The 20,951-nt window shown below is 62.2% G+C and carries 23 protein-coding genes and 1 tRNA gene; 9 read left to right on the top strand and 15 right to left on the bottom strand.

Annotation, left to right across the window (positions count from 1 at the left end; genetic code table 11):
* The first annotated feature begins 23 nt into the window (after positions 1–23).
* Positions 24–824 carry a 5'/3'-nucleotidase SurE gene (gene surE / locus HUTA_RS01320; RefSeq protein ID WP_012795336.1) on the top strand — a complete coding sequence of 267 codons (801 nt, stop codon included), beginning with the start codon at positions 24–26 and terminating at the stop codon, positions 822–824.
* Positions 825–846: 22 nt separating this feature from the next.
* Here surE and HUTA_RS01315 read toward each other — a convergent pair whose 3' ends face one another.
* The 4 genes from HUTA_RS01315 to HUTA_RS01300 all read right to left on the bottom strand — a co-directional run bounded on the left by HUTA_RS01315 (position 847) and on the right by HUTA_RS01300 (position 3,049).
* A complete protein-coding gene (locus HUTA_RS01315; protein WP_012795335.1) occupies positions 847–1,020 on the bottom strand; it encodes a DUF5786 family protein in 174 nt (57 codons plus the stop codon).
* Positions 1,021–1,178: 158 nt separating this feature from the next.
* Complete coding sequence (locus HUTA_RS01310) at positions 1,179–1,607, bottom strand: CopG family ribbon-helix-helix protein (RefSeq protein WP_012795334.1); 429 nt, start codon at positions 1,605–1,607, stop codon at positions 1,179–1,181.
* Positions 1,608–1,691: 84 nt separating this feature from the next.
* Entirely contained in the window at positions 1,692–2,525 is an 834-nt protein-coding gene (locus HUTA_RS01305) for an HD domain-containing protein (protein WP_012795333.1), read from the bottom strand.
* 47 nt (positions 2,526–2,572) lie between these two features.
* Positions 2,573–3,049: a redoxin domain-containing protein gene (locus tag HUTA_RS01300; RefSeq protein ID WP_012795332.1), complete on the bottom strand. Its 477-nt coding sequence runs from the start codon at positions 3,047–3,049 to the stop codon at positions 2,573–2,575.
* Between the two features lie 132 nt (positions 3,050–3,181).
* On the opposite strand from HUTA_RS01300, the gene HUTA_RS01295 reads away from it, so the two are divergent.
* The 3 genes from HUTA_RS01295 to HUTA_RS01285 all read left to right on the top strand — a co-directional run bounded on the left by HUTA_RS01295 (position 3,182) and on the right by HUTA_RS01285 (position 5,629).
* Positions 3,182–3,463 carry a twin-arginine translocase TatA/TatE family subunit gene (locus tag HUTA_RS01295; RefSeq protein ID WP_012795331.1) on the top strand — a complete coding sequence of 94 codons (282 nt, stop codon included), beginning with the start codon at positions 3,182–3,184 and terminating at the stop codon, positions 3,461–3,463.
* A 74-nt stretch (positions 3,464–3,537) separates the two neighbouring features.
* A tRNA-Arg gene (locus tag HUTA_RS01290) sits at positions 3,538–3,610 on the top strand.
* Positions 3,611–4,096: 486 nt separating this feature from the next.
* On the top strand, positions 4,097–5,629 hold the full coding sequence (locus HUTA_RS01285; RefSeq protein ID WP_012795330.1) for a cryptochrome/photolyase family protein: 1,533 nt from the start codon (positions 4,097–4,099) through the stop codon (positions 5,627–5,629).
* A gap of 19 nt (positions 5,630–5,648) precedes the next feature.
* Here HUTA_RS01285 and HUTA_RS01280 read toward each other — a convergent pair whose 3' ends face one another.
* Complete coding sequence (locus HUTA_RS01280; RefSeq protein ID WP_012795329.1) at positions 5,649–6,686, bottom strand: sulfite exporter TauE/SafE family protein; 1,038 nt, start codon at positions 6,684–6,686, stop codon at positions 5,649–5,651.
* Positions 6,687–6,689: 3 nt separating this feature from the next.
* Positions 6,690–6,839 (bottom strand): DUF7512 family protein, encoded by a 150-nt coding sequence (locus HUTA_RS15470; protein ID WP_012795328.1) that lies wholly within the window; start codon positions 6,837–6,839, stop codon positions 6,690–6,692.
* Between the two features lie 385 nt (positions 6,840–7,224).
* On the opposite strand from HUTA_RS15470, the gene HUTA_RS01275 reads away from it, so the two are divergent.
* Both HUTA_RS01275 and HUTA_RS01270 read left to right on the top strand, forming a co-directional pair.
* Positions 7,225–8,064 carry a universal stress protein gene (locus HUTA_RS01275; protein WP_012795327.1) on the top strand — a complete coding sequence of 280 codons (840 nt, stop codon included), beginning with the start codon at positions 7,225–7,227 and terminating at the stop codon, positions 8,062–8,064.
* 66 nt (positions 8,065–8,130) lie between these two features.
* The gene (locus HUTA_RS01270) at positions 8,131–10,104 is read left to right on the top strand and encodes a PAS domain S-box protein (RefSeq protein ID WP_012795326.1); all 1,974 of its coding nucleotides are present in this window, start codon (positions 8,131–8,133) and stop codon (positions 10,102–10,104) included.
* Positions 10,105–10,117: 13 nt separating this feature from the next.
* Here the strand turns inward: HUTA_RS01270 and HUTA_RS01265 are convergent, their stop codons facing one another.
* The 7 genes from HUTA_RS01265 to HUTA_RS01235 form a co-directional block, all read right to left on the bottom strand.
* Positions 10,118–11,290, bottom strand: coding sequence for an inorganic phosphate transporter (locus HUTA_RS01265; protein WP_012795325.1), 1,173 nt, complete (start codon positions 11,288–11,290; stop codon positions 10,118–10,120).
* 21 nt (positions 11,291–11,311) lie between these two features.
* A complete protein-coding gene (locus HUTA_RS01260) occupies positions 11,312–11,761 on the bottom strand; it encodes a YeeE/YedE family protein (RefSeq protein WP_012795324.1) in 450 nt (149 codons plus the stop codon).
* Complete coding sequence (locus tag HUTA_RS01255; protein ID WP_012795323.1) at positions 11,761–12,252, bottom strand: YeeE/YedE family protein; 492 nt, start codon at positions 12,250–12,252, stop codon at positions 11,761–11,763. The genes HUTA_RS01260 and HUTA_RS01255 overlap by 1 nt, the downstream gene beginning before the upstream one ends.
* A 9-nt stretch (positions 12,253–12,261) precedes the next feature.
* Positions 12,262–13,455 (bottom strand): MBL fold metallo-hydrolase, encoded by a 1,194-nt coding sequence (locus HUTA_RS01250; protein WP_012795322.1) that lies wholly within the window; start codon positions 13,453–13,455, stop codon positions 12,262–12,264.
* Between the two features lie 304 nt (positions 13,456–13,759).
* Positions 13,760–14,104, bottom strand: coding sequence for a 50S ribosomal protein P1 (gene rpl12p / locus HUTA_RS01245; RefSeq protein WP_012795321.1), 345 nt, complete (start codon positions 14,102–14,104; stop codon positions 13,760–13,762).
* Positions 14,105–14,119: 15 nt separating this feature from the next.
* Positions 14,120–15,172, bottom strand: a complete 1,053-nt coding sequence (locus HUTA_RS01240; protein ID WP_012795320.1) for a 50S ribosomal protein L10 — start codon at positions 15,170–15,172, stop codon at positions 14,120–14,122.
* Positions 15,172–15,810: a 50S ribosomal protein L1 gene (locus HUTA_RS01235; protein WP_012795319.1), complete on the bottom strand. Its 639-nt coding sequence runs from the start codon at positions 15,808–15,810 to the stop codon at positions 15,172–15,174. Before HUTA_RS01235 ends, HUTA_RS01240 begins: the two co-directional genes overlap by 1 nt.
* Positions 15,811–16,281: 471 nt before the next feature.
* Here HUTA_RS01235 and HUTA_RS01230 point away from each other — a divergent pair, with 471 nt between their 5' ends.
* On the top strand, positions 16,282–17,952 hold the full coding sequence (locus tag HUTA_RS01230; RefSeq protein ID WP_245529119.1) for a sensor histidine kinase: 1,671 nt from the start codon (positions 16,282–16,284) through the stop codon (positions 17,950–17,952).
* A gap of 144 nt (positions 17,953–18,096) precedes the next feature.
* Here the strand turns inward: HUTA_RS01230 and HUTA_RS01225 are convergent, their stop codons facing one another.
* Together HUTA_RS01225 and HUTA_RS01220 are read right to left on the bottom strand one after the other, a co-directional pair.
* The gene (locus HUTA_RS01225; RefSeq protein ID WP_012795317.1) at positions 18,097–18,585 is read right to left on the bottom strand and encodes a 50S ribosomal protein L11; all 489 of its coding nucleotides are present in this window, start codon (positions 18,583–18,585) and stop codon (positions 18,097–18,099) included.
* A gap of 164 nt (positions 18,586–18,749) precedes the next feature.
* Positions 18,750–18,950 (bottom strand): VNG_1110C family protein, encoded by a 201-nt coding sequence (locus tag HUTA_RS01220; protein WP_012795316.1) that lies wholly within the window; start codon positions 18,948–18,950, stop codon positions 18,750–18,752.
* A 118-nt stretch (positions 18,951–19,068) separates the two neighbouring features.
* On the opposite strand from HUTA_RS01220, the gene HUTA_RS01215 reads away from it, so the two are divergent.
* Both HUTA_RS01215 and HUTA_RS01210 read left to right on the top strand, forming a co-directional pair.
* On the top strand, positions 19,069–20,181 hold the full coding sequence (locus HUTA_RS01215) for an OBG GTPase family GTP-binding protein (RefSeq protein WP_012795315.1): 1,113 nt from the start codon (positions 19,069–19,071) through the stop codon (positions 20,179–20,181).
* A gap of 109 nt (positions 20,182–20,290) precedes the next feature.
* On the top strand, positions 20,291–20,884 hold the full coding sequence (locus HUTA_RS01210; protein ID WP_012795314.1) for a hypothetical protein: 594 nt from the start codon (positions 20,291–20,293) through the stop codon (positions 20,882–20,884).
* The last annotated feature ends 67 nt before the right edge of the window (positions 20,885–20,951 follow it).

Genomic DNA, 20,951 nt, shown 5'->3' with positions numbered 1-20,951 from the left:
CGCCCGCCGCCCCGAGTCCGCCCATGAACGAGGAGCCGACGATCTTGCTGACGAACGACGACGGGATCGACAGCGTCGGACTGGGTGCGTTGTACGACGCCCTCTCGACGGTCGGTGACGTGACGGCCGTCGCGCCCGCCGCCGACCGGAGTGCAGTCGGGCGATCCATCTCGACGAACGTCGGCGTGAGCGACCACGAACTCGGGTACGCCATCGACGGTACACCGGCGGACTGTGTCGTCGCCGGGATGGAAGTCCTGCTCGACGATGTCGACATTGTCGTCGCCGGGTGTAACGACGGCGCGAACCTCGGTGCGTACGTCCTCGGCCGGTCCGGGACGGTCAGTGCCGCCGTCGAAGCCACCTTCTTCGACGTGCCGGCGATCGCCGTCTCGATGTACGTTCCGGTTCGCGACGACGACAAATGGGATCCACTCACGGAGGAGCCGGGCTCGTACGCGAACGCGACGCGAGCGGCGCGGTATCTTGTCGATCGAGGGCTCGAATCCGGTGTCTTCGAGCAGGCTGACTATCTGAACGTCAACGCGCCGCTTGCTGTCGAGGGGAACGCGACGGCACCGATGGAGATCACGACACCATCACGCGTCTACGAGATGGGTGCCGTCGAAAATGGGGAGGAGATCGAACTCCACGATCGGATCTGGGAGTGGATGGCCGAGGGGACCATTCCCGACCCGGACGGGACCGACCGACGAGCCGTCGTCGAGGATCGGATCAGCGTTTCGCCGCTGACGGCCCCACATACGACGGAACACCACGAAACACTCGACGCGTTGGCTGCGGAATACGAGAAGACCGAGTAGCGAACAGAGAGAGATCGCCGTCTTAGTCTTTCATGTCCTGGAGCTTGTCCAGGAGTTCGTCCTGTGAGGCGTTGGTTTCGAAGTTGACGTCCCCGTCGTGGTCGGTCGCATCGACGTCGACGCTCTCGCTGTCGTCGATGTCCGATCCACTGGCCTGATTCTCCTGCTCGGATTCATCGTAGCTACCAAAGCCCATAACAACATAATGGAGGCGCTCCTAGCCCTAAAACCGTCCGGTGTTAGATTTTCGGCAACTGATGCAGTGATTGCCATATCTCACCCATCGTATCCTTCGATTTGACATGCACCATCTGATTGTGAGTGGTCACCTGCGAGAGCATACACTGAACGCCCTCATGAGATGTCGGCCAGCGCCCCGAAATCGTCGACGGGGTGGACCGAGTAATCGATCGTGAGCGTATCCTTCGTGGCACGGATCTTCCCGACGAACGTCGAAATAGCTTCTAGCGTGCCTTCGAGGACGAACAGCTCCATACAGTGACGGCCACCCACGTGGCTGTGGAAATTCGAGGCGACCAGTTCTTCGTGGTCGTGGCGGAGTCGCATCATCTTCTCTTCGACGTTCGTCGTCTCGTATTCGAAGACCACAGTCACGACGCCCATCAACGCTCGTCCCTCGAGGGATTGATCTTCGAACTCATTGAGGAGATTCCGACTCGCTTCCCGGAACACTTCGCTCCGACCGGTATAGCCATGATCTTCCGCGAACTGATCGATCCGTTCGAGCAACTCCTCGGGCATCGAGACACTGACAACACTCATATACTAACTCAGGGTGGTGAAAATATTAAATATTGTTATCAGACCGTTTCAAGGCGTGTGTCCGATTTTCTGGAGCGCCCTTGACTATAATTCGATACGCTCGACGATCCGATCGGTGTCCTCGCGGGTGTTGATGGCGACGATGCGGAGACGCTCTTCGAGCCCCGAGTTGTGCAACTTGGCCTTCAGGAGGTTGTCGACCTGATAGACGCCGGCCGCATTGGTCATCTCGATTTCGACGAGGACAGGGACTCCATCGCCAGTCCGGAGGTGGACTGCTTCGATCGCCTGACTGGAGACCGTGTTGATCCCCCGGCCACCGTGTTCGTATGGGATGCGTGAGCGGCCACTCTCCATATCCAGCGCGTCAGCGACCCGCACGACGCCGGCTTCGACCGTCAGCGGCTTCTCTGCCGTGTCGTGACAGAGAATCGCGTGGAGGACTTCGGCTTTGACGCGGACTGCCGCGGCGACGTCGTAGAAGGGTAGATCTGCAAGGATCCGGTCCAGTAAGTCCGCTGCAAGCGGAATCGAATAGTAGGGGTGATCGTCCCGGTGGACCACGTGACCGATGTCGTGGAGGGTTGCCGCCAGCGCGACGATGACGGGTTCGTCGGATTCATCGAGGCCCTGTTCGCGTGCGCCGTTGAATGTCACCCCTCCCTCTTTTAATAAGTCGTACAGGCACAGCGCTCGATTGCGGACGATGGTGATGTGCTTTTCGCCGTGATCGTTGTACTGCTTTCGCGTGACGGGATTGACGTTCTGTGCCGAGAGATACGCCTGGATTTCGGCATCTTCACGCACGTACTCCAGGACCGCATTGAGTCGCTCGTCGGGAAACGCGTGTGCTCCCTCAGGATCGTATATCCGGCCCGCGCTGCCTTCGTTCCCGCCTGCATCTGTCGCATCTGTCATACCGGCTACAGCGGCGCGGTCCGGAAAAATCAGTCGGCTTCGCGACGTCAGGCTGCGTCGGTTGCGGCTTCGATCACTTCGTCGTAGTCCGGTTCGACGCCGGGGTCGTCGCTGACCCACGCATAGGTGATTTCGCCGTCACCGTTGACGACGAACACCGAACGCTTGGCCACGTCGTAGACGCCGAGGTCGTCGAAGTCCATCGCGAGGTCGTAGGCCTCGACGATCTCCTTCTCGGCGTCGCTGATCAGGTCGAAGGGGAGTTCGAGTTTGTCGCGGAACTCGTTGAGCGCGAACGGCGAGTCGACGCTGATCCCGTACAGCGTCGCGCCGGCTTCGCTGACCTCCTCGATCCGATCGCGGAACGCAGTCATCTCGTGGCTGCAGACGCTCGTGAACGCGCCAGGGAAGAACGCAAGGACGATCGGTGCTTCATCGAGATGCTCCGAGAGGGTGAACGAGTCGACGTCGCCGTTTGCGAGTGGTGCGGTGAAGTCCGGTGCGGAGTCGCCTTCGGTTACCATTGCATCCGCCAGTACGGGTGAGTCCCGCAAAGGTGTACCGCTTTCGACAACTCTGACCGCTGGTCGACTCACGCGCCGGTGCACCGCTTAGCAAAAAGACTATAATAGACAGTAGGTAAGGTTTCAGTAGCGATGTTCGAAACAACAATCTTGCAACTGGGCATCCCCGGCGGGCCGGAGGTACTCCTCCTCCTGCTCCTCGCAGTCCTCCTGTTCGGGGCGAACAAAATTCCGAAGCTTGCCCGGTCGAGTGGTCAGGCAATCGGCGAGTTCCAGAAAGGGCGTGAACAGGTCGAGCAAGAACTCGAAGAGATCCAGAGTGGCAGTTCCTTGGACGAGGAATCCGACGACGAATTCGGCGTTTCGGACACCGAAGCGAGTTCGGACACCGAAACGAGCACGGAAACCAACTGAACGATCCGGCGTCAGCCAGATCCCACGCCAGTAAACCCAACCGTTTTTCTTCAGTCACCTCCCATTCCCTGGCGGGACGCGTGGCCTAGTGGACAGGGCGAGAGGTTCCTAACCTCTCGATCGCGGGTTCGAATCCCGCCGCGTCCGTCGCGGTTCCTCGCATCCGCTCGTCACACACGACGGACGCGGCGTAGTTCGCAAACGCTCCGCGTTTGCTCACTCCCGCCCCGTCCGTAGCGACGAACGGAGTGAGGAGCGGAGGACCAAGGGATTCGAATCACGCGAGACGAGCGGTGCGAGACGTGACTGGAAAGAGCGTCTCGTAAGGCGAGCGGTGAAACCGCGAGCACAGCGAGTCTCGCCATCGGGTTCGAATCTCCGATAGACTCGCTTCGCTCGTCTATCGACGTTCGCCTCGTTTCACTCGGTGAACTCCCGCCGCGGCCGCTGAGTAACGACCGAAGGGAGGAACGAAGCGGCCGCGGCGTAGATCGCAAACGCTTCGCGTTTGCTCACTCCCGCCGCGACCGTTCTCCGGTGAGCGATAATGAGCCCGGGCCGGCCTGACCGAAACGTGGGTTTACACATCATCGATACGAACAGTGCATCCATGCGCTTTGGGAGGTCGATCCCGTGACCGTCTGGGTGCTTGGCGATCAACTCACTCGCGAACACGGCCCCGTCGCCGAACGGCCGGACGAGCCAGTCTTGCTGATCGAAGCCCACGCCTTCGCCGAGCGCCTCCCGTACCACCCCCAGAAGCTCACGCTCGTGTTCAGCGCGATGCGACACTTCCGAGACGAACTCCGGGACGCGGGTCGAGATGTCCACTACCACCAGGTCGAGACGTTTGGCGACGGCCTCGACGCCCACTTCGACGACACCCCCGCCGACGACCTGAGGATGATGTGTCCGGCAGGCGGCGACGCAGACAGGCTCCGATCTCTCGTCGAGGAACGCGGGGGATCCCTCGAAATCGTCGAGAACTCCCTGTTTTGCTGTTCGCGGAAACTGTTCGACGACTGGGCAGCCGATCGTACAGGCGACAACTACCGCCATGAGGACTTCTACCGACACATACGCCGGGAGACCGGGTATTTGATGGACGACGACGAACCCGTGGGTGGCGAGTGGAACTACGACGAGGACAACCGTGAGACGCCGCCCGACGACTGGACGCCTCCGGGACCCCCGACGTTCGAGCGCGACGAGATAACTCGCGACGTGGATTCGTGGGTGGCCGACCGCTTCGACGGCAGCTACGATGAAGCGCCCTACGGCGGGTCCTGGGCCGATCCGGAGGCGTTTCGGTGGCCGGTGACGCGGCAGCAGGCCCTCTCAGCACTCGAGGACTTCTGTACGGATCGTCTCGCAACGTTCGGTTCGTATCAGGATGCCATGCAGCGCGACTCGTGGGCGATGAGTCACTCGCTGCTGTCGAGTAGCCTGAATCTGGGGCTGTTGGACCCTCGCGAGGTAATCGAGCGGGCGATCGATACCTTCGAGCGCGGCGACGCACCGCTCAACAGCGTCGAGGGATTCGTCCGGCAGGTGCTTGGCTGGCGGGAGTTCATGCGTCACGTCTATCGGCGAGAGCGCGACGAGTTAGGAGCGGCAAATCAGTTGAACGCGACCGAACCGCTCCCCGACTTTTTCTGGACCGGGGAGACTGACATGGCGTGTTTGGCTGACGTGATCGAGGGTGTCCGCCGTCGCGGGTATTCCCATCACATTGAGCGCCTGATGGTCCTCTCGAACTTCGGCACGACGTTCGGGATCGAGCCACGGGCACTCAATCGCTGGTTCCACGCCGCCTACGTCGATGCGTTTCACTGGGTGACGACGCCGAACGTCGTCGGGATGGGAACGTTTGCCAGCGATGTCCTCTCGACCAAACCGTATGCAGCCACCAGCAACTACGTCGATCGAATGAGCGACTACTGCGGTGACTGTCGGTATTACAAGACAAAGACGACCGGCGAGAACGCCTGTCCGCTGAACGCACTCTACTGGGACTTTCTGGGGCGCAACGAGGACCAGATCCGGTCGAATCACCGGATGGGACTGGTCTATAGCCACTGGGATGACAAGGACGAGGAGGAGCGCGATGCGATCAGCGACCGAGCGGCGGCGATTCGACAGGCGGCGCGTGATGGAGACCTGTGAGCGGTTGGCGACCCGATGATCAATCCGCCGGGGCGACCTCAGTCGACTCCGCGTCCACCCGGATCGCACTGACGGCACTGTAGATGACGGCACCGCCGACTGCCAGGGCCGAGAGCATGATCAGGGCGAAACTGACCAGCTTGAGCTCGCCGATTCCGTAGGCGTTGCCCAGTTGGCGGAGGGCAACGGCCACCGCTCCCCCGAGCAACATCAGCCCGAAGTAGATCTTGATTTCGCTCTCATCGACCAGGCTGGTGGCCGTCGAGCCGATCCGCGCGCCGAGCGCGCTCCCGGCCAGCAGCGGCGCGACGATCGAGAGGTCGACGGCACCCTCCAGCCCGTACAGGAACGAACCGAGGCCACCGGAGAATACGATCTCGAAGAGATCTGTGCCCACTGCGATCGGGACGGGCACGCCGATCAGGTAGAACATCGCGGGCATCCGGATGAAGCCACCGCCGACGCCGAGGAATCCGGAGAGGAGCCCGGTCGCGAAGGCGACGCCGAGTACCATCCACAGTGAGACCTTGATCCCGCCACCGATGGTCATCATCGGCGGAATGGTGTAGGACTGAATCTTCTTCGCGATATCCGGAATCTCGTCCGGGTCGATCTCCGCCTCGGCGTCGTGGTGGTCGACGTCGCTCTCGTCGCCGTCGTCACGGAGCGCGTTCCGGGTGACGAACAGGCCGACCCCACCCAACAGGACGACATACGTGACGCCGACGATCAGACCGGCCAGCCCCCGGTCCTGGAGGAAATAGAGCCCGATCCGTCCGACTTCGATCCCCGCGGTCGTCCCGACGATCATGAGCCCGCCGAGTTTGTAGTCGACCTGGCCGAGATCACGGTGCTTGAGCGTCGCGATGACGGCCGTCCCGAAGACGAAGGCCATCCCGCTCCCGACGGCCGTGGTCGTCTCGAAGCCCATGATCATCAGCGCGGGCGTCACGAGGAAGGAGCCGCCCATTCCGAAGAAGCCGAACAGTACGCCGACCATGAAGCCAAAGCCGACGAACAGCACGAGCATGCTCGCGGCGAGTCCGAACAGTTCCATGGGTTAGCGTGTACGAATGCGTTCGACGAGCGGTTCCGCGACGACACTCGACAGTGCCCCATACCCAATATAGAGGACGACCGCCTCGATTAACACAGCGCCCACGAGTGTGGCCGCTCCGAGAATCTGGGCCTGCGATCCGAGTCCGATCATGCGTCTCCCCTCGTGACCGCCGACAGTTGTGTACGGATCATGATTCGTCGTTCAATACTCTCTATTCGACCAGTGGGTAAAACGCTTTTGAACAGTCGACACAATATTACAAACACGTATCTGCCACATAACCGATCAAAATATTCTCATAACTTATTCAAATATAACGGCGCCGTCACCGATTCGGCGGTTGTCGTTCCACAGAAAACGAGCAGAATCCTGAAAATCCGGCGATTTACGCCGCCTTTCCGGTGTTCGATCTGTTGTAAATCGGTGTCTCCAGTTGGCAGTTCAGTATTGTTCCAGGAGTGGCGTTCGAACGTGAGGGGACAACTAGTATTGGACAATCGAAGCAATATTATAGCTCCGTTACCAACCAGGCGATATGAAAGCCGTTTACGCGACAGATCTCTCGGAGGCGAGCGAAGCCACGATCGCCAACGAGACGTGCCTCAAATGTTTAGGGCGGATCGGCGTCGAGGAGTTCCACCTCGTTACGGTCGTCCCATCGAACGTCCACTCTGGGATGCCCGGAATGAACTTCGAGGAGCGCCGACAGAGCGCCCTCGATCGGTATCGACAGACCTTCGAGGATGCTGGTTTCGGCGTCGAAACACATGTCGTTCGCGGAACGCCACATCGTCGTATCAACGGGATCGCGGGGTCGGTCGGCGCAAGTCTCACGATCGTCGGGTCACGGGGATCGAGCCCGCTGGAAAACCGGTTCATCGGCTCGACGGCAAGAAACCTCGCGCGGACGTCGGTGACGCCGCTGCTCGTCAACCGGATCCAGCGGGCGACGGACGACCCTGCCGTTCTCCAGGAGCATCTCTTCCAGCGGATGCTGTACGCGACTGACTTCTCGGAGAACGCCAGGGAGGCCTTCGAGGCGTTCTCGTATCTCCGGCATGCGGCCGAAGAAGCGACGCTGGTCCACGTCCAGACACCCGCCGATCCGGAGCCGGGCGACGACCCTCGCGACCGGCTCGAAGAACTGGCCGACCAACTCCAGGACTGGGACATCGAGACGCGGATTGCGGTTCGGGATGGCGACCCAGTCGAGGAGATCCTCGCCGCCGAAGGGGAATACGACCCGACGACGACGCTGGTCGGCTCGCGCGGCCACAGTCGGCTCCGGCGACTCCTGCTCGGGAGCGTCTCCGAGGATATCGTGGCAAAGGCAGACGGCAACGTATTGGTCGTGCCGCCAAAGCGCGTGGCTTGACGGGCCGGCTAGCAGCCCTCTCGGCGTCGTCGAACTGTTTAACTTCGGGCGGCGGGTGAACCTGATATGGTCGAGACGATCCGCGTCCTCCTCGTTGCGGGCAGCGTGGACGCGGAAACCGCGCCGGCGACAGCTCTCGAACGTGTTGCCGATCGACTCGCCGTCGAGAGTGTGCCGGACGCCGATGCTGGAGTGGACGCTCTCGCCGCTTCCGGGTACCATTGTGTCGTCGCCAGCGACGACATCCCTGACACGACCGGAATCGAGTTCTTCGAGGCCGTCCGGGCGGACCATCCAGATCTCCCGTTCGTTTTGATCACTGATGTGGACTCCCCGGCCGCCGCCAGCGAGGCGATTTCCGCGGGCGTGACGGACTACGTACGGCGGCCCGATGGGCCGGACGCCTACAGCGAACTTGCAACGCGGATCGTCACCGCCGTCGAGCAGCGTCGACAACGACCAGCGGGCGATCCCCCACCTTCGCTCTCCACGGCTGCGGGCGGCGCGCGTCTGGCAGAACTCGAGCGCACGGAGGCCCGCTTCGAGGCGCTGACCGGGCAGACGACGCTTGGCGTCCTGACTATCGACGAGGATAGCATTATTCAGTATGCGAACGATGCGATCACAGAATTGTCCGGCTATACGCCAGGGGAACTGGTCGGCGAGTCACTCCATACCATTATGCCCGAACGGTTTCACGACGAGCATACGGCGGCGATCTCTCGGTATCTCGAAGCCGGCCAGCGCCAACTCGACTGGGACTGGATCGAACTGCCGGGTCGCCATCGCGACGGGACGGAAATCCCGCTGGGCATCTCCTTCGGCGAGACGACGATCGACGGCGACCATCGCTTTACCGGGATTGTCCGTGATATCTCCGAACGGAAGGAACAGGAGCGCCAGCGCGAGGCGACGGTCGATCTGCTCCAAGAACTCTACGAGATCACGGCCGACACCGACCGGTCGTTCGAACAGAAGGTAACCCGATTGCTCGAACTGGGGTGTGAACATTTGGATCTCGCGTATGGCTTTCTCTCCCAGATCAAACCGGGATCGAACGGTGATTTGGAGTCCGGAACACAGCGGATCGTCTATGCACACGGTGATCACGCGCTCCTCCAACCTGGAGAGACGTGTCCGCTCTCCGAGGCATACTGTCGCAAAACGATACAGGCCGACGATTTACTCGTGATCGCTGACGCCGTCGAAGCCGGGTGGGAAAGCGATCCAGCCTACGAGGTGTTCGAACTGGGTAGTTACGTTGGTGGGAAAGTCGTTGCGAACGGTGAACTGTATGGCACGTTTTGTTTTGCCTCGAGTGAGCCGCGCGAGCAACCGTTCACCGACGCCGAGCAGACCATCGTTCGATTGATGAGCAAGTGGGTTGGTTATGAACTCGAACACGGCCTGGTCACCACTGAACTCGAACGCCAGAACGAGCGCGTCGACGAGTTCGCCAGCGTCCTGGCCCACGACCTGCGAAACCCGTTAAACGTGGCGGTGGGACGTCTCGACCTGCTCCGGACGGAGTGTAACAGCGACCAGCTGGACGATGTCGCGGACGCCCTCGATCGGATGGACGCGCTGATCGACGATGTCCTGACGCTTGCACAGGGCGGCCAGACCGTCACCGAGACGGGAGCTGTTGAGCTATCGACGATCGCCGCGGAGTCCTGGGAGACCGTCAAGACGGAGGGGGCGACGCTTCGAACCGAGGGGAACGTAACTCTGCAGGCTGAACGGAGCCGGCTCCGACAGCTCCTTGAGAATTTCTTCCGCAATTCGATCGACCACGTCGGCGAGGACGTGACTATCACCGTCGGGGATGTCGAGAACGGGTTTTTCGTCGCGGACGACGGGCCGGGCATCCCAGAGGAGGAGCGCGCGGATGTCTTCGAGAGCGGTTTCACGACCGCCGAAGACGGCACCGGGTTCGGCCTCGCGATCGTCCGGGAGATCGTCCAGGCCCACGACTGGACGATCACGGTCACCGAGAGCGAGTCCGGCGGTGCCCGTTTCGAGATCATGACCGGGGCGTGACCGGCCGCCTGGGTCATCTCGCCACGAACAGTGTCGCGACACCGTATCCGAGTCCAAGCGCCACCGCGAGCGAGCCGATCCACGCAAGGACGGTCACCACAAGTTTTCGGCGGCTGACGTCGGCTCCGCCGACGGCCAGGCCGCTGCCAACGATGCCGCTGACGATGATCTCGTTGAACGAGACCGGAACGCCGAGCAGGACAGCGATTTGGGCGATCAAAAAGGAGGGGACAAGCGTCGCGATCGAGCGCCGTGGACCCAGCGAGGCGTACTCCTGGGAGAGGGCGGTGATCATCCGGGGCGCGCCGGTCCAGGACCCGACGAGCATGCCGAACCCGCCGCCCAGCAGGATGGCGAACGTCGGGACCATCGACTGTCCCTCGAACAGGGGAACCAGCGGCCCGACGGCCAGGCCGACCTGACTTGCGCCGGCCGAGAACGCCACGAGCGAGCCGAGCGCGAGCAGGAATCGCCGGAGTCCGCCGGTCAGGTCGCGGGCAATATCCCATCGGACGACGAGTGCACTCGCGACGGCGGCGAGCGCCGTGACGAGCGGGACAGAGAGGCTGCGACCGGCTGGCATCACGCGCCCGCCCGCAGTCGCGATCGTCCCGCCGACACTGCCGAGGAAGGCGAACTCCAGATTGACGACCACTGCGCCGACGAGCGCGGCCAGGATGGGCACGCTCACGTCTTCGGGCACGTCCGGACGTGGGAGCGTCCGTGCGATCCCGAAGGCGACCGCCCCGCCGCCGATCGGCGTCAGGACCCACAGCGCGCCAATTTCCCCATATTTCGCCCAGGCCGGATCGCCCCCCATCGCGAGGCCGACGCCGATCACCGCGCCGGTCACGGTGAAGGCCGTCGCGATCGGGTAGCCGGTCTTGATCCCGATCGCCATCAGCCCTGCGCCGATCAACAGGACTGCGATGACGCCCGTCGGCGGGAGGCTGACGCCCTTGATAAGTCCACTGCCGACGGCCTCGGAGACGTTGCCGCCCTGGGTCACCGCCCCGAGAAATCCGAGGACGCCAACGACGAGGGCCGCCCGGAGTGTCGAGATAGCGTTGGCACCCACGGCGGGCGCAAAGGGCGTCGCGCCGCTCGAGCCGGCCCCGATCACCCAGGCCATACCGAGACTCGAGACGGTCGCGACGCCGAACAGCGCTATCGTGGCAGGTTCCATGGAAAAGACGAAGCGAAACAGTCAGTTCGTTCGTGATCGCCAGACGCCCTGGAGGTACGCGCCGATGAACATCCCGGCGATGGCGATCAGGATCGGCCAGTTGCCGATCCCGACGCTCGCGTAGGCCGAGCCCGGACAGACCCCGGAGATCCCCCAGCCGACGCCGAAGATCGCCCCGCCGACCAGGACGTTCCGGTCGAAGGACTTCAGCCGGCGACTGTAGGTGTCGCCGGTCAGCGGCGCACGGTCGCGAAGGCGTGGAATCACCGCGAAGGCGAGTCCGGAAACGATAGCCGCGCCGAACATCACGAACAGCAAGCCGAGGTCGGTGAGTTGTAGGAAGTCCAGCACGACCTCCGGCTTGGCCATCTGACTCGCAGCGAGGCCGAATCCGAAGAGGAGGCCACCGACCAGAATCACGGGCATGAACAGCGGATGCCGACCGTCGTTGGGCCCGTTCGCGCCCGCCATCAGGGACTCACCCCCAGTGCCATGACGACCTGGGCCGTCGCGATGGCGACGCCCAGGAAAGTGATCACGCCGACCAGCGATGTCTTCGAGCGCGAGCCGATCCCGCAGACGCCGTGGCCGGAGGTGCAACCTTTCCCGATTCGGGTGCCGATCCCGACGAGGATCCCCCCGGCCAGGAGCCGCCAGGGCTGGACGTCGGTCGTCCAGACCTCGCCCTGCCAGATGAGGGCGTAGACGGCTGCCCCGAGGACGATCCCCACGGTGAAGACGATCCGCCAGTCACGCGTGGCGCGGTACTGCTGGAAGCGCGATCGATCCGAGACGAACGTCAGCGTCGATTCGAGGAACGTGCTCGCGCCGGGGGCGATGGCCGTGGCTGCGTAGATGACGGCTGTCCCGAGACCGACGAACAGCCCGCCGATGGCGTAGCGGGCGATCCCCTCGGGAAAGAACTGCTCGAACAGCGACAGGACGATCGGGTCCGGGAACATATGCGTCGATCAGTCCCCGGCGAGTGAATCCTGGCTGGCCGCGCAGTTGTTCGGACCGAGCTCCAGCGTGAACGCTTCCTCGTCGTCGATCCAGTTCTGACCCAGGTTGGTCGCGATGATGTCCTCGAAGTTGGCCGGCCGGGGCGGCATGTCCGCCAGGATCAACTCGACGAAATCGTCTTCGTCCATCGAGAGGGCCTCCATCTCCGCACGGAGATCCCCAAGCGGCGCGGTGTAGGTGCCGTCGGCAGCTGGCTCGGCCGCGTCGCTGGTGTGCCCACCGGCGATGAGCACGTCGTCCGCTAGCGTCAAGATCCGATCTTGTAGGGTCTCGTAGAGTTGCCGAGCGGCGTCCTCGGCCCCATCGTCGCCGGCTTCCAGGTCCGGTCGGGCGACGCTTTCGACGAACAGGCCGTCGCCGGTCGCGAGCAGCGCGTCGCCCACGAGATAAGAGGTCATGCCGGTCGTGTGCCCGGGTGTGTGGATCGCTTCAATCTCGACGTCGCCGATGGTGAAGACGTCGCCGTCCTCGGCGGCAGTCAGGTCGTCTGCGTCTTCGACGCCGCGGTCGATCGCCGCCGCTGGCAGGACTGCCTCGACCCCCGCGTCTGCGAGCGCACGGATCCCGGAGACGTGGTCTGCGTGGACGTGAGTATCCAGTGCGTAGACGAGATCCGCATCGTGGTCCTCGGCGTCGTCGAGATACCGATCAGTGAACGCACGGAGCGGATCGATGACTGCGGCCTCGTCGCCGTCGACGACGAGGTATCCCAGACAGCCGCTAGAGGGTCGCTGATACTGCAAGACCGTGCCAGGGCCGTCGTGGCCCTCGACTTCGACGGCCTCGTAGATCTCCGCCCAGCCGTTCATCCCCTCGGCAACGCTTTGGGCGTCGTAGCCACGCGCTTTGAGCACACCGGCAATGTACTCGCTGGCTTCTCCCTTCGCACACACGACCGTAACCGTTCGATCGTCGGGGATCGAATCAAAGACGTCTCCACTGATATCGTCGTCGAGGAATTCGTAGTACGGCACGTTGATTGTCTCGACTGAGTCCCCGTCGATATGCCACTTCTCGTACTCGCTTCCCATCCGAACGTCTAGGATCGTGACTGCCTCTCCGGCATCGATCCGGGATTTGAGGGCTTTCGGAGTGATTGTCTCCGCTGTTTCCGCTGGTGTCGGGAAGTCGACGTCAGCCATGTATCGATTCCGTGTATCACCCGAATCCACATAAGCGTTCCCATAGTATTGCTAATAATCCACAATTTTAACCGGTATTCGATATTCTATATCTGTCCATCAACGCTCTATTTCGGATATTCGTAAGGAGGCGATCCCATATATTTGGGTTTTTTATACAATCTCAGTCTTGGCCGGACTGTATCGGATCAAATAGTATTGCAAATTATAAGCAATATTGCTGTCGCCGCTCAGCCGAACGGAATGCTGTAACTCGACGGGAAAGCAGTTCGCACAAAAAGGGCCGAAACTGCGGTGGTCGGTCTTACCCGAAGAGTTCGCCGAGGCCTTCACCGCTGGCGTCTTCGTCTTCGTCGTCGCCGCCTTCCGCCTCGTCGGCTGCTTCTTCCTCGTCGGCTTCCTCAGCGTCGTCGCCGCCTTCGTCGTCAGCTTCGACTTCGCCGCCGGCCGCGCCGCCCGTCGCTGCGGGGACGGCGGCGGCCTCTTCGACGGCCTCGTCGATGTCGACATCCTCGAGTGCGGCCACCAGGGCCTTCACGCGGGACTCCTCGACGTCGACGCCGGCCGCGTCGAGTACGTTCGTCAGGTTGTCTTCGTTGATCTCTTCGCCCGTTTCGTTCAGGATGAGTGCTGCGTAAACGTATTCCATTGTTGTCCTCCGTTGTTATCCGAACATCGCACCGAGTGCGTCGCCACCGTCGTCGCCGTCATCATCGTCATCGTCGGCTGCGTCCTCGGCTTCGTCAGTGGCGTCCTCGGTGTCGTCTTCAGCTTCTTCGTCTGCCTGTTCCGCTGTGGCTGTCTCAGATGCAGTGTCGACCTCGACGCCCTGTAGTTCTTCGGGCAGGGCCTCGTCGTCGTCGATCTGGCTCACGAGCGCGCGTACCTGCGCGTCAGCCTTGCTCACGAGGTCGTCCGCGAGGTCCGGGCTTTCGATGGATGCCTGGACGCCGAGACTCTTCGCCTCGCCGCGGGCCTTCTGGAGCAGTGCCGGCCCGGTCTGGGCCGTCGGGTAGACGGCGTTGACCGAGAGGTTCCGAGCACGCGAGGCCGCAGCCTGGATGTCGCTGCGGTACTCCTCGACGTCGAGTTCGAGATCCTCTGGTTCGAAGAGCACGCCCTCGGCGTAGACGGCGCGCAGATCGAGCCCCACTTCCTTGGGCTCGATCCCCAGTTCCCCAAGCACGTTCGCCAGGTCGGCCGAGACTTCACCGCCGGCCTCGAGCACCGTCGAGTCCTCGAGCACCTGGATCGAACCCTCCTGGATGCGTGCGTTCGCGCCGACGCTCTGGAGTTCGCCCACGAACGGCCCGGGGTCGATCCCGGTGTCGCCCTCGGGGATCTCGATGTCGTTCGGCGCGACCTCGCCGGCGTTGATCGGGGCCGACGTCTTCGAGGCCTCGAGTTGCTGATAGAGGCTGAAGGGGTTGTCGTCCGTCCCGATGAGCCCGACGTGGCCCGAAACGAAGTCGACGAGCGTATCGAGACCCTCGTCGACTTCGTTCAGTGCACGCTCGACGAGCGTGTTCCGGCTGACGCGGATCTCCGCGGTACCGTAGAGGTTCCGGCGCATGTCCTGGAGCTGCTGGCTGGGAATACCCGCCAGGTCGACGACGCCGACGCTATCGTAGGCGTCGATCATCTCGACGACGTCGTCGATCTCCTCACGTTTCCACTCGGGGATGTGCTCTGTCTTGCGTTCGGATTCGGCGCTCATCAGGCCACCTCCACGGCCGGCCCCATGGTCGTTTTGACGTACACCGAATCCAGGTTGAGCGGCCCCTTCTCGAGGTCGGCGTGGAGCCGCCGGAGGATCACGTCGACGTTGTCGGCGATCTCCTCCGACGGCATGTCCTCTGCGCCGACCCGCGTGTGGAATGTCCGCCGGTCGCCACTCCGCACTTGCACGGTGTTTTTCATCCGTTCGACGACTTCGACGACGTCGTCGTCGGGCTGGAGCGGTTCGGGCATCTTCCCACGTGGACCGAGGATCGTCCCGAGGTAGCGACCGATGTCCTGCATCAGCGCGGCTTCCGCCACGAAGAAGTCGGTCTCCTCGGCGAGATCCTTCGCCGCATCCTCGTCGTCGCCCAGGTCTTCGAGATCGTCACCGTCGAGGACGTCGTCGGCGACCTCCTCGGCACGGATCCCGGTCTCGCCGTCGGCGAAGACCACGATCGTCGTTTCCTGGCCGGTCCCGGCCGGTAGTACGATACTCTCATCAACACGGTTCGACGGATCGTCAAGGTCGATGTCGCGCAGATTGACAGCGAGGTCCACCGTCTCGCGGAAGTTCCGCTCTGGAGACTCACTGAGTGCACGAGTTACTGCGTTCTCTATGTCCTGATCTGCCATTGTCCACCTCCGTAGTGCGCCCGATGGGCTTCTACGGGTCAGTGAAACAGGCACTAGCCTGTCTCCTCTGAAACGACGCCGAAGCGACACTTAAACCCGTCGAACCGAAAGAGCGATGCGAGCCCCCGAAGAGCAACAGCGACCTGCACTTCCGTCGAGTATCATTGTCCCCTGAATGACGGTACAGTTCAAAACTGACCTGGACTATTGACGAAGCCCGGACCGACCTGGACTATCGATGCAACTCGAGTCGGTTTGAGCGCTAGCAGACGCTCGACGCCTCATTTCCCCGTCTGCCGAGTATCTGCCACGTTGTCCGCCCTGTCTCGCTACATTTACATCGCCACACACTCATTTTGAGCCACGTCGTTACAAATGCGCCTCCGGACAACGCTGTTTAGTGTTTTGGTCCTCATCGCGCTCGTTCTGTCCGGGACGATTTTTGTTGGATTTACATTACATAAAACTGACGTGCGTGCTCAGGAGCGACAGGCAGTCGAACAGACGGCCACTGTCGTCGCGGATCGGATCGACACCTGGGTCGAAACGACGGCGACGTCCGTCGAGCTCTGGGCGACGACGATCGACGTCACCGGGACACCCAGTCAACAGCGACTGCTCGAGACGTTTATCGATCGAACCGATTTCGACAGTACCAGCATCTACAGTGCCGAGGGCGCGCTGGTTTCGATCGCCGGCTCGGATCTCACCTCGGCGGAACGGGCTGCCCTCGTCGGAAACAATTATTCCTCACGGGCATTCATGCAGCGCCCGCTCGCCGGGGAGACGTACGTCAGCGACGTCGATCAGACGCTCGACGGGGACTACGTCATTCGGATCGCAGCCCCGATCTGGGGCGCGAACGAGAGCGTTACTGGCGTCTTCAGCGGGAACATCGAGATCGGACCGACGTCACTGTTTGGCAACGTGACTGACGTCAGCCGCTCGAGAGAGTCCGTCACGGTTACAGCCGACGACCAGACGCTGTTCAGCGACGCCGGGACCGTTCGCGACCCGATCACGGCGAACGCGACGGTAACGCGAACCGGCTGGATCGTCAGCGTCGCCCGACCGACCGCGACAATCGCCGGCCAGTTGCGGGTTGCGACGATGATGCAGATCAGTGGCGTCGCCGTGGCGTTGCTCTCGATCGCGGTCGTCGGCCTCTGGGTGTCCCGGACGACGTTCGCGCAGATTCAGGAACTCAGTACCGCACTCAAGACGCTTGAATCCGGCGAGTATCGGACGGACCTCGACCTGGGTTCGATCGACGAATGGCGACGCATCAGCGGGCGGTTCAACACCGTCTCGGAGATGCTCAAACAGCGTGACTCACAGCTAAGGGTCCTGAATCGCGTCCTGCGACACAACCTCCGCAACGATATGAACGTCGTTACCTCTCACACCGAGCGGATTCTCGCCGACGAGGACGTCCCCGACACTGTCGAATCCGATCTGGAAAAGATCCATTCGACAGCTCTGAGACTGATAAATACGAGCGAACACGCTCGAACGCTCTACGACGACTTGCTGGCAAAGCCCAAACAAGCTGTCGGGCCGGTTGACGTCGTCTCGATTGTCGAGGAACGGACCGAAGAACTGGCGTCGCAGTTCCCCGAAGCGACCATCGAAACCAACCTGCCGGCGACGGCCCTGGCGCTCGACTCGGCGACGCTTCCGATCGTGATCGAGGAGATCGTCCGGAATGCACTCATCCACAACGACTTGCCCGAATCGGAGCAACAGGTCACGGTTTCCGTCTGCCGTCAAGACCCTGCGCGTGCCGCCGTGGGGGCGAACACGGAGGTCCGGATCGACATCGCGGACAATGGTCCCGGAATTCCGATGGTCGAGGAAGCGCTGTTGACCAACCAGCTCGAAGAGACGTCGATCGATCACGGCAGTGGCCTCGGCGTCTGGCTGGTCAACTGGCTCGTCGACCAGATCGGCGGCACCGTCTCAGTTCACACCGGTGTCGAACGCGGAACGACAGTCTCGATTCACGTCCCCGCTGCGGAGGAACCACCGGAACCTGGGGCTGATACCGACACGAGTGATCCAGGCGGCAGTGGTTCTGCCCACGGTGAGGACAGTATTCGCGACGGTTTGAGTGACGTTGCAGACGAGAACGGGGCATCCTAGCGCGAGCCGTTTCGGCAGTGGTGCCGACTGGTCTCTGGAAAGACGGGTGATCAGTCAATACTGTGCCTGAGAAGCGTTGCTATCCGTCTCGATATCGCGACGAAAACGCGAGCGCCGATCGCTTCGCGGTTATGTCCGGCGTCGCTATGCTTCGGCGGCGTCAACCAGGATCTCGTCGTACTCGCCGTCGTCGATCTTCGCGGCGACCTTGCGGGGGTCGTCGCCTTCGATCGTGACACCCAGCGTGACGCAGGTGCCGATGATTTCCTTTGCGGCCTGCTTGAGTTCGTATGAGAGCAGGTCGGGGTGTTTCTGTTCGGCGATGGTCTTGACCTGTTCCATCGAGAGGTCGGCGACGAAGTTCTCCTGGGGTTCGCCGCTGCCGGTTTCGAACCCAGCTTCGTCTTTGATGAGTGCCGCGGTCGGCGGGACGCCCACGTCGATCGTGAATGCCCCGTCGTCATCGTACTCGACCGTCACCGGTACTTCCGTGCCATCGAACGCCTCGGTCTGATCGTTGATCTCCCCAACGACGGCCTGCACGTCGACAGGGGTCGGCCCGAGTTCGGGGCCGAGTGGCGGACCAGGATCGACCTGCCCACCAGCAACGAGTACTTCAATCGTTCCAGCCATACACGGATGTCCGTCGGCGTGGATTTAAGAATTGTTTTTCCATCCCGGCCCTTGGCCCCACGTCACCGGCCAGAGCTATCCGTCGCTAGGTTGGAATTTGCCCGAAAGCCCATGCAGTAGCTGATATGGGAAAACCCACCCCACCTGACTGGCCCGTGACAGCGTCACTCGATGGCGATGCCGTTTCGGGCCAGAAACGCACTCGCCTGCTTGATCTCGACGGGACTGCCGATGATACGGAACTGTGATCCTTCGTCACGGATGGTGACGGTAAACCGATCCGAGAGGGCCCCACCGAGCCCGTCGATGTCGTCGGCCGGGAGCAGGATCTGCGTGCTGTCCCGGAGGCGAGACGCGGTTGCCATTGAGTCAATTCTCTGTCTGCCGTCGGATGAGTGTATCGAAGTCTCCCGCTCACGTCCGGGCGATAGTTCGCGACGCGGACGGAAGCGTTTTTGAGTCGTGACGGCAGAGAGTCGGGTAATGGGGCTGCAAGCGGAGATCGAGGAACTCGAAGAAGAGATAGCATCCACGCCCTACAACAAATCCACGGAGGAGCATATCGGCCGGTTGAAAGCCAAACTCGCCGAGAAGAAAGAGGAGTTCGAGAAGCGCCAATCGAGTTCGGGCGGCGGCGAGGGCTACGCCGTCGAGAAGACCGGCGATGCGACAGTCGCGCTGGTCGGGTTCCCGAGCGTCGGCAAGTCCACGCTCATCAACGCGCTGACCAACGCCGACAGCGACGTCGGTTCCTACGATTTCACCACGCTCGACGTCAATCCCGGGATGCTCCAGTACAACGGCGCGAACATCCAGTTGCTCGACGTCCCGGGACTCATCGAGGGTGCTGCTGGCGGACGCGGCGACGGCAAGGCAGTCCTCTCGGTCGTCCGGACGGCAGATCTCGTTCTCTTCGTCCTCTCGGCCTTCGAGATCCAGCAGTACGAGCGCCTCCGGGAGGAACTCTATAAGAACAAAGTCCGGCTGGACGTCGACCCACCGCGGGTCAACGTCCGCCGGAAGCACAAGGATGGCATCTCCGTCAACGCGTCCGTCGATCTCGAACTGGACGAACTGACGATCAAGAGCGTGCTCCGGGAACACGACTTCGTCAACGCCGACGTGACCATCGGCGAGCAGGTCGACATCGACCGGCTGATCGACGGCGTCATGGACAACCGTGAGTACCTGCCTTCGATCGTTGCCGTCAACAAGACGGACCTGATCGACCCAAGCTACGTCGACACCGTCAAGAGTGACTTACGTGAGGTCGATATCGATCCCGACGACGCCATCTTCATCAGTGCCGAAAAGGAGAGAGGGCTCGACAGCCTGACCGACCGCATCTGGGACGAACTCGGCCTGATCCGTATTTACATGGACAAGCCCGGTCGGGGGATCGATTACGACGAGCCGCTGATCCTTACCGAGGGCGATACCGTGGGGGACGCCTGCGAGAAGATCGGCGGGCGTTTCGACGATCGCTTTCGCTTTGCGCGTGTCTCGGGAGAGAGCGCGGCCCACGACGATCAGCAGGTCGGCCGCGATCACGAACTCGCCGACGAAGACGTCCTTCGCCTCATCATCGATCGGTGAGACGGCTGCTGGCGGCGTCCCCTCGACGGTCGACCAGACGGCCACTCGGCGGTCAAAAAGTCATTTGAGTTACCGCCGATCCTTTCCGCTGACTGCCGTTAGCACCGATATGCAACGACGAACGTTTCTCGCCACAGCCGGCATCGCAGGCGTCGGCGGGCTGGCCGGGTGTGGCACTCTCGGTGGCTCGACGGAGCTGACCCACACCGAGACGACCGATGACGGGGATGACATGGAGCATCACGTGACGTTCTATCGGGACGACACCGAGCAGGCGACCCTCAGCATCATGCAAGGATACGCTCCCGAGACCACCACCGAGAGGTTCCCGCTTCGAATACATCTCTGGCATCGGGCGGGACTGCGGACCGAACGCATGGCCTTCGAGTTGCGCGGGCCACCGGGCGGTGCCGGCGTACCGGCCGAGATGTACCTCAAAGTCCCGGACGGTGGACCCTGGCCGGACATTCGTATGGATACAGACGACGATCTCACGACGGTCATCGCCGTCGACGATCTCGGTGAACTCGGCGCGGGATCGCTTGGGTTCGAACTCATCGTCGACCCGGTTACCGAACCAGTCGACTCGATCGGCGTGCACGGCGACATCACGTTCGATCGAACCGAGGCCTTCTCCGGTAGTTACCATGCTGAAACGCGGGAGATATTCGACATCGTGTCCGCCAGCGACCAGTCTCGTTGAAAAGCCGTCCCGGAAAGCAGTTTCGTATGTTGCATCGCCCGGTAAACGTTTCTGGGACCTGATCGTA

Source organism: Halorhabdus utahensis DSM 12940 (assembly GCF_000023945.1).
In the GTDB taxonomy this organism is placed as follows: Archaea; Halobacteriota; Halobacteria; order Halobacteriales; family Haloarculaceae; genus Halorhabdus; species Halorhabdus utahensis.
Note: the sequence above shows the minus strand (reverse complement) of the source record. Positions and strands in the feature narration are given on the sequence as shown.

What these genes read in the sequence shown, in the direction of transcription:
- HUTA_RS01260 (WP_012795324.1), bottom strand. Translation starts at nt 11,761, where the DNA reads ATGGCGGGCGCGAACGGGCCCAACGACGGTCGGCATCCGCTGTTCATG.
- HUTA_RS01210 (WP_012795314.1), top strand. Translation starts at nt 20,291, where the DNA reads ATGCAACGACGAACGTTTCTCGCCACAGCCGGCATCGCAGGCGTCGGC.
- HUTA_RS01250 (WP_012795322.1), bottom strand. Translation starts at nt 13,455, where the DNA reads ATGGCTGACGTCGACTTCCCGACACCAGCGGAAACAGCGGAGACAATC.
- HUTA_RS01235 (WP_012795319.1), bottom strand. Translation starts at nt 15,810, where the DNA reads ATGGCAGATCAGGACATAGAGAACGCAGTAACTCGTGCACTCAGTGAG.
- rpl12p (WP_012795321.1), bottom strand. Translation starts at nt 14,104, where the DNA reads ATGGAATACGTTTACGCAGCACTCATCCTGAACGAAACGGGCGAAGAG.
- HUTA_RS01295 (WP_012795331.1), top strand. Translation starts at nt 3,182, where the DNA reads ATGTTCGAAACAACAATCTTGCAACTGGGCATCCCCGGCGGGCCGGAG.
- HUTA_RS01225 (WP_012795317.1), bottom strand. Translation starts at nt 18,585, where the DNA reads ATGGCTGGAACGATTGAAGTACTCGTTGCTGGTGGGCAGGTCGATCCT.
- HUTA_RS15470 (WP_012795328.1), bottom strand. Translation starts at nt 6,839, where the DNA reads ATGATCGGACTCGGATCGCAGGCCCAGATTCTCGGAGCGGCCACACTC.
- HUTA_RS01300 (WP_012795332.1), bottom strand. Translation starts at nt 3,049, where the DNA reads ATGGTAACCGAAGGCGACTCCGCACCGGACTTCACCGCACCACTCGCA.
- HUTA_RS01270 (WP_012795326.1), top strand. Translation starts at nt 8,131, where the DNA reads ATGGTCGAGACGATCCGCGTCCTCCTCGTTGCGGGCAGCGTGGACGCG.
- HUTA_RS01305 (WP_012795333.1), bottom strand. Translation starts at nt 2,525, where the DNA reads ATGACAGATGCGACAGATGCAGGCGGGAACGAAGGCAGCGCGGGCCGG.
- HUTA_RS01240 (WP_012795320.1), bottom strand. Translation starts at nt 15,172, where the DNA reads ATGAGCGCCGAATCCGAACGCAAGACAGAGCACATCCCCGAGTGGAAA.
- HUTA_RS01265 (WP_012795325.1), bottom strand. Translation starts at nt 11,290, where the DNA reads ATGGAACCTGCCACGATAGCGCTGTTCGGCGTCGCGACCGTCTCGAGT.
- HUTA_RS01280 (WP_012795329.1), bottom strand. Translation starts at nt 6,686, where the DNA reads ATGGAACTGTTCGGACTCGCCGCGAGCATGCTCGTGCTGTTCGTCGGC.
- HUTA_RS01255 (WP_012795323.1), bottom strand. Translation starts at nt 12,252, where the DNA reads ATGTTCCCGGACCCGATCGTCCTGTCGCTGTTCGAGCAGTTCTTTCCC.
- HUTA_RS01275 (WP_012795327.1), top strand. Translation starts at nt 7,225, where the DNA reads ATGAAAGCCGTTTACGCGACAGATCTCTCGGAGGCGAGCGAAGCCACG.
- HUTA_RS01220 (WP_012795316.1), bottom strand. Translation starts at nt 18,950, where the DNA reads ATGGCAACCGCGTCTCGCCTCCGGGACAGCACGCAGATCCTGCTCCCG.
- HUTA_RS01315 (WP_012795335.1), bottom strand. Translation starts at nt 1,020, where the DNA reads ATGGGCTTTGGTAGCTACGATGAATCCGAGCAGGAGAATCAGGCCAGT.
- surE (WP_012795336.1), top strand. Translation starts at nt 24, where the DNA reads ATGAACGAGGAGCCGACGATCTTGCTGACGAACGACGACGGGATCGAC.
- HUTA_RS01215 (WP_012795315.1), top strand. Translation starts at nt 19,069, where the DNA reads ATGGGGCTGCAAGCGGAGATCGAGGAACTCGAAGAAGAGATAGCATCC.
- HUTA_RS01310 (WP_012795334.1), bottom strand. Translation starts at nt 1,607, where the DNA reads ATGAGTGTTGTCAGTGTCTCGATGCCCGAGGAGTTGCTCGAACGGATC.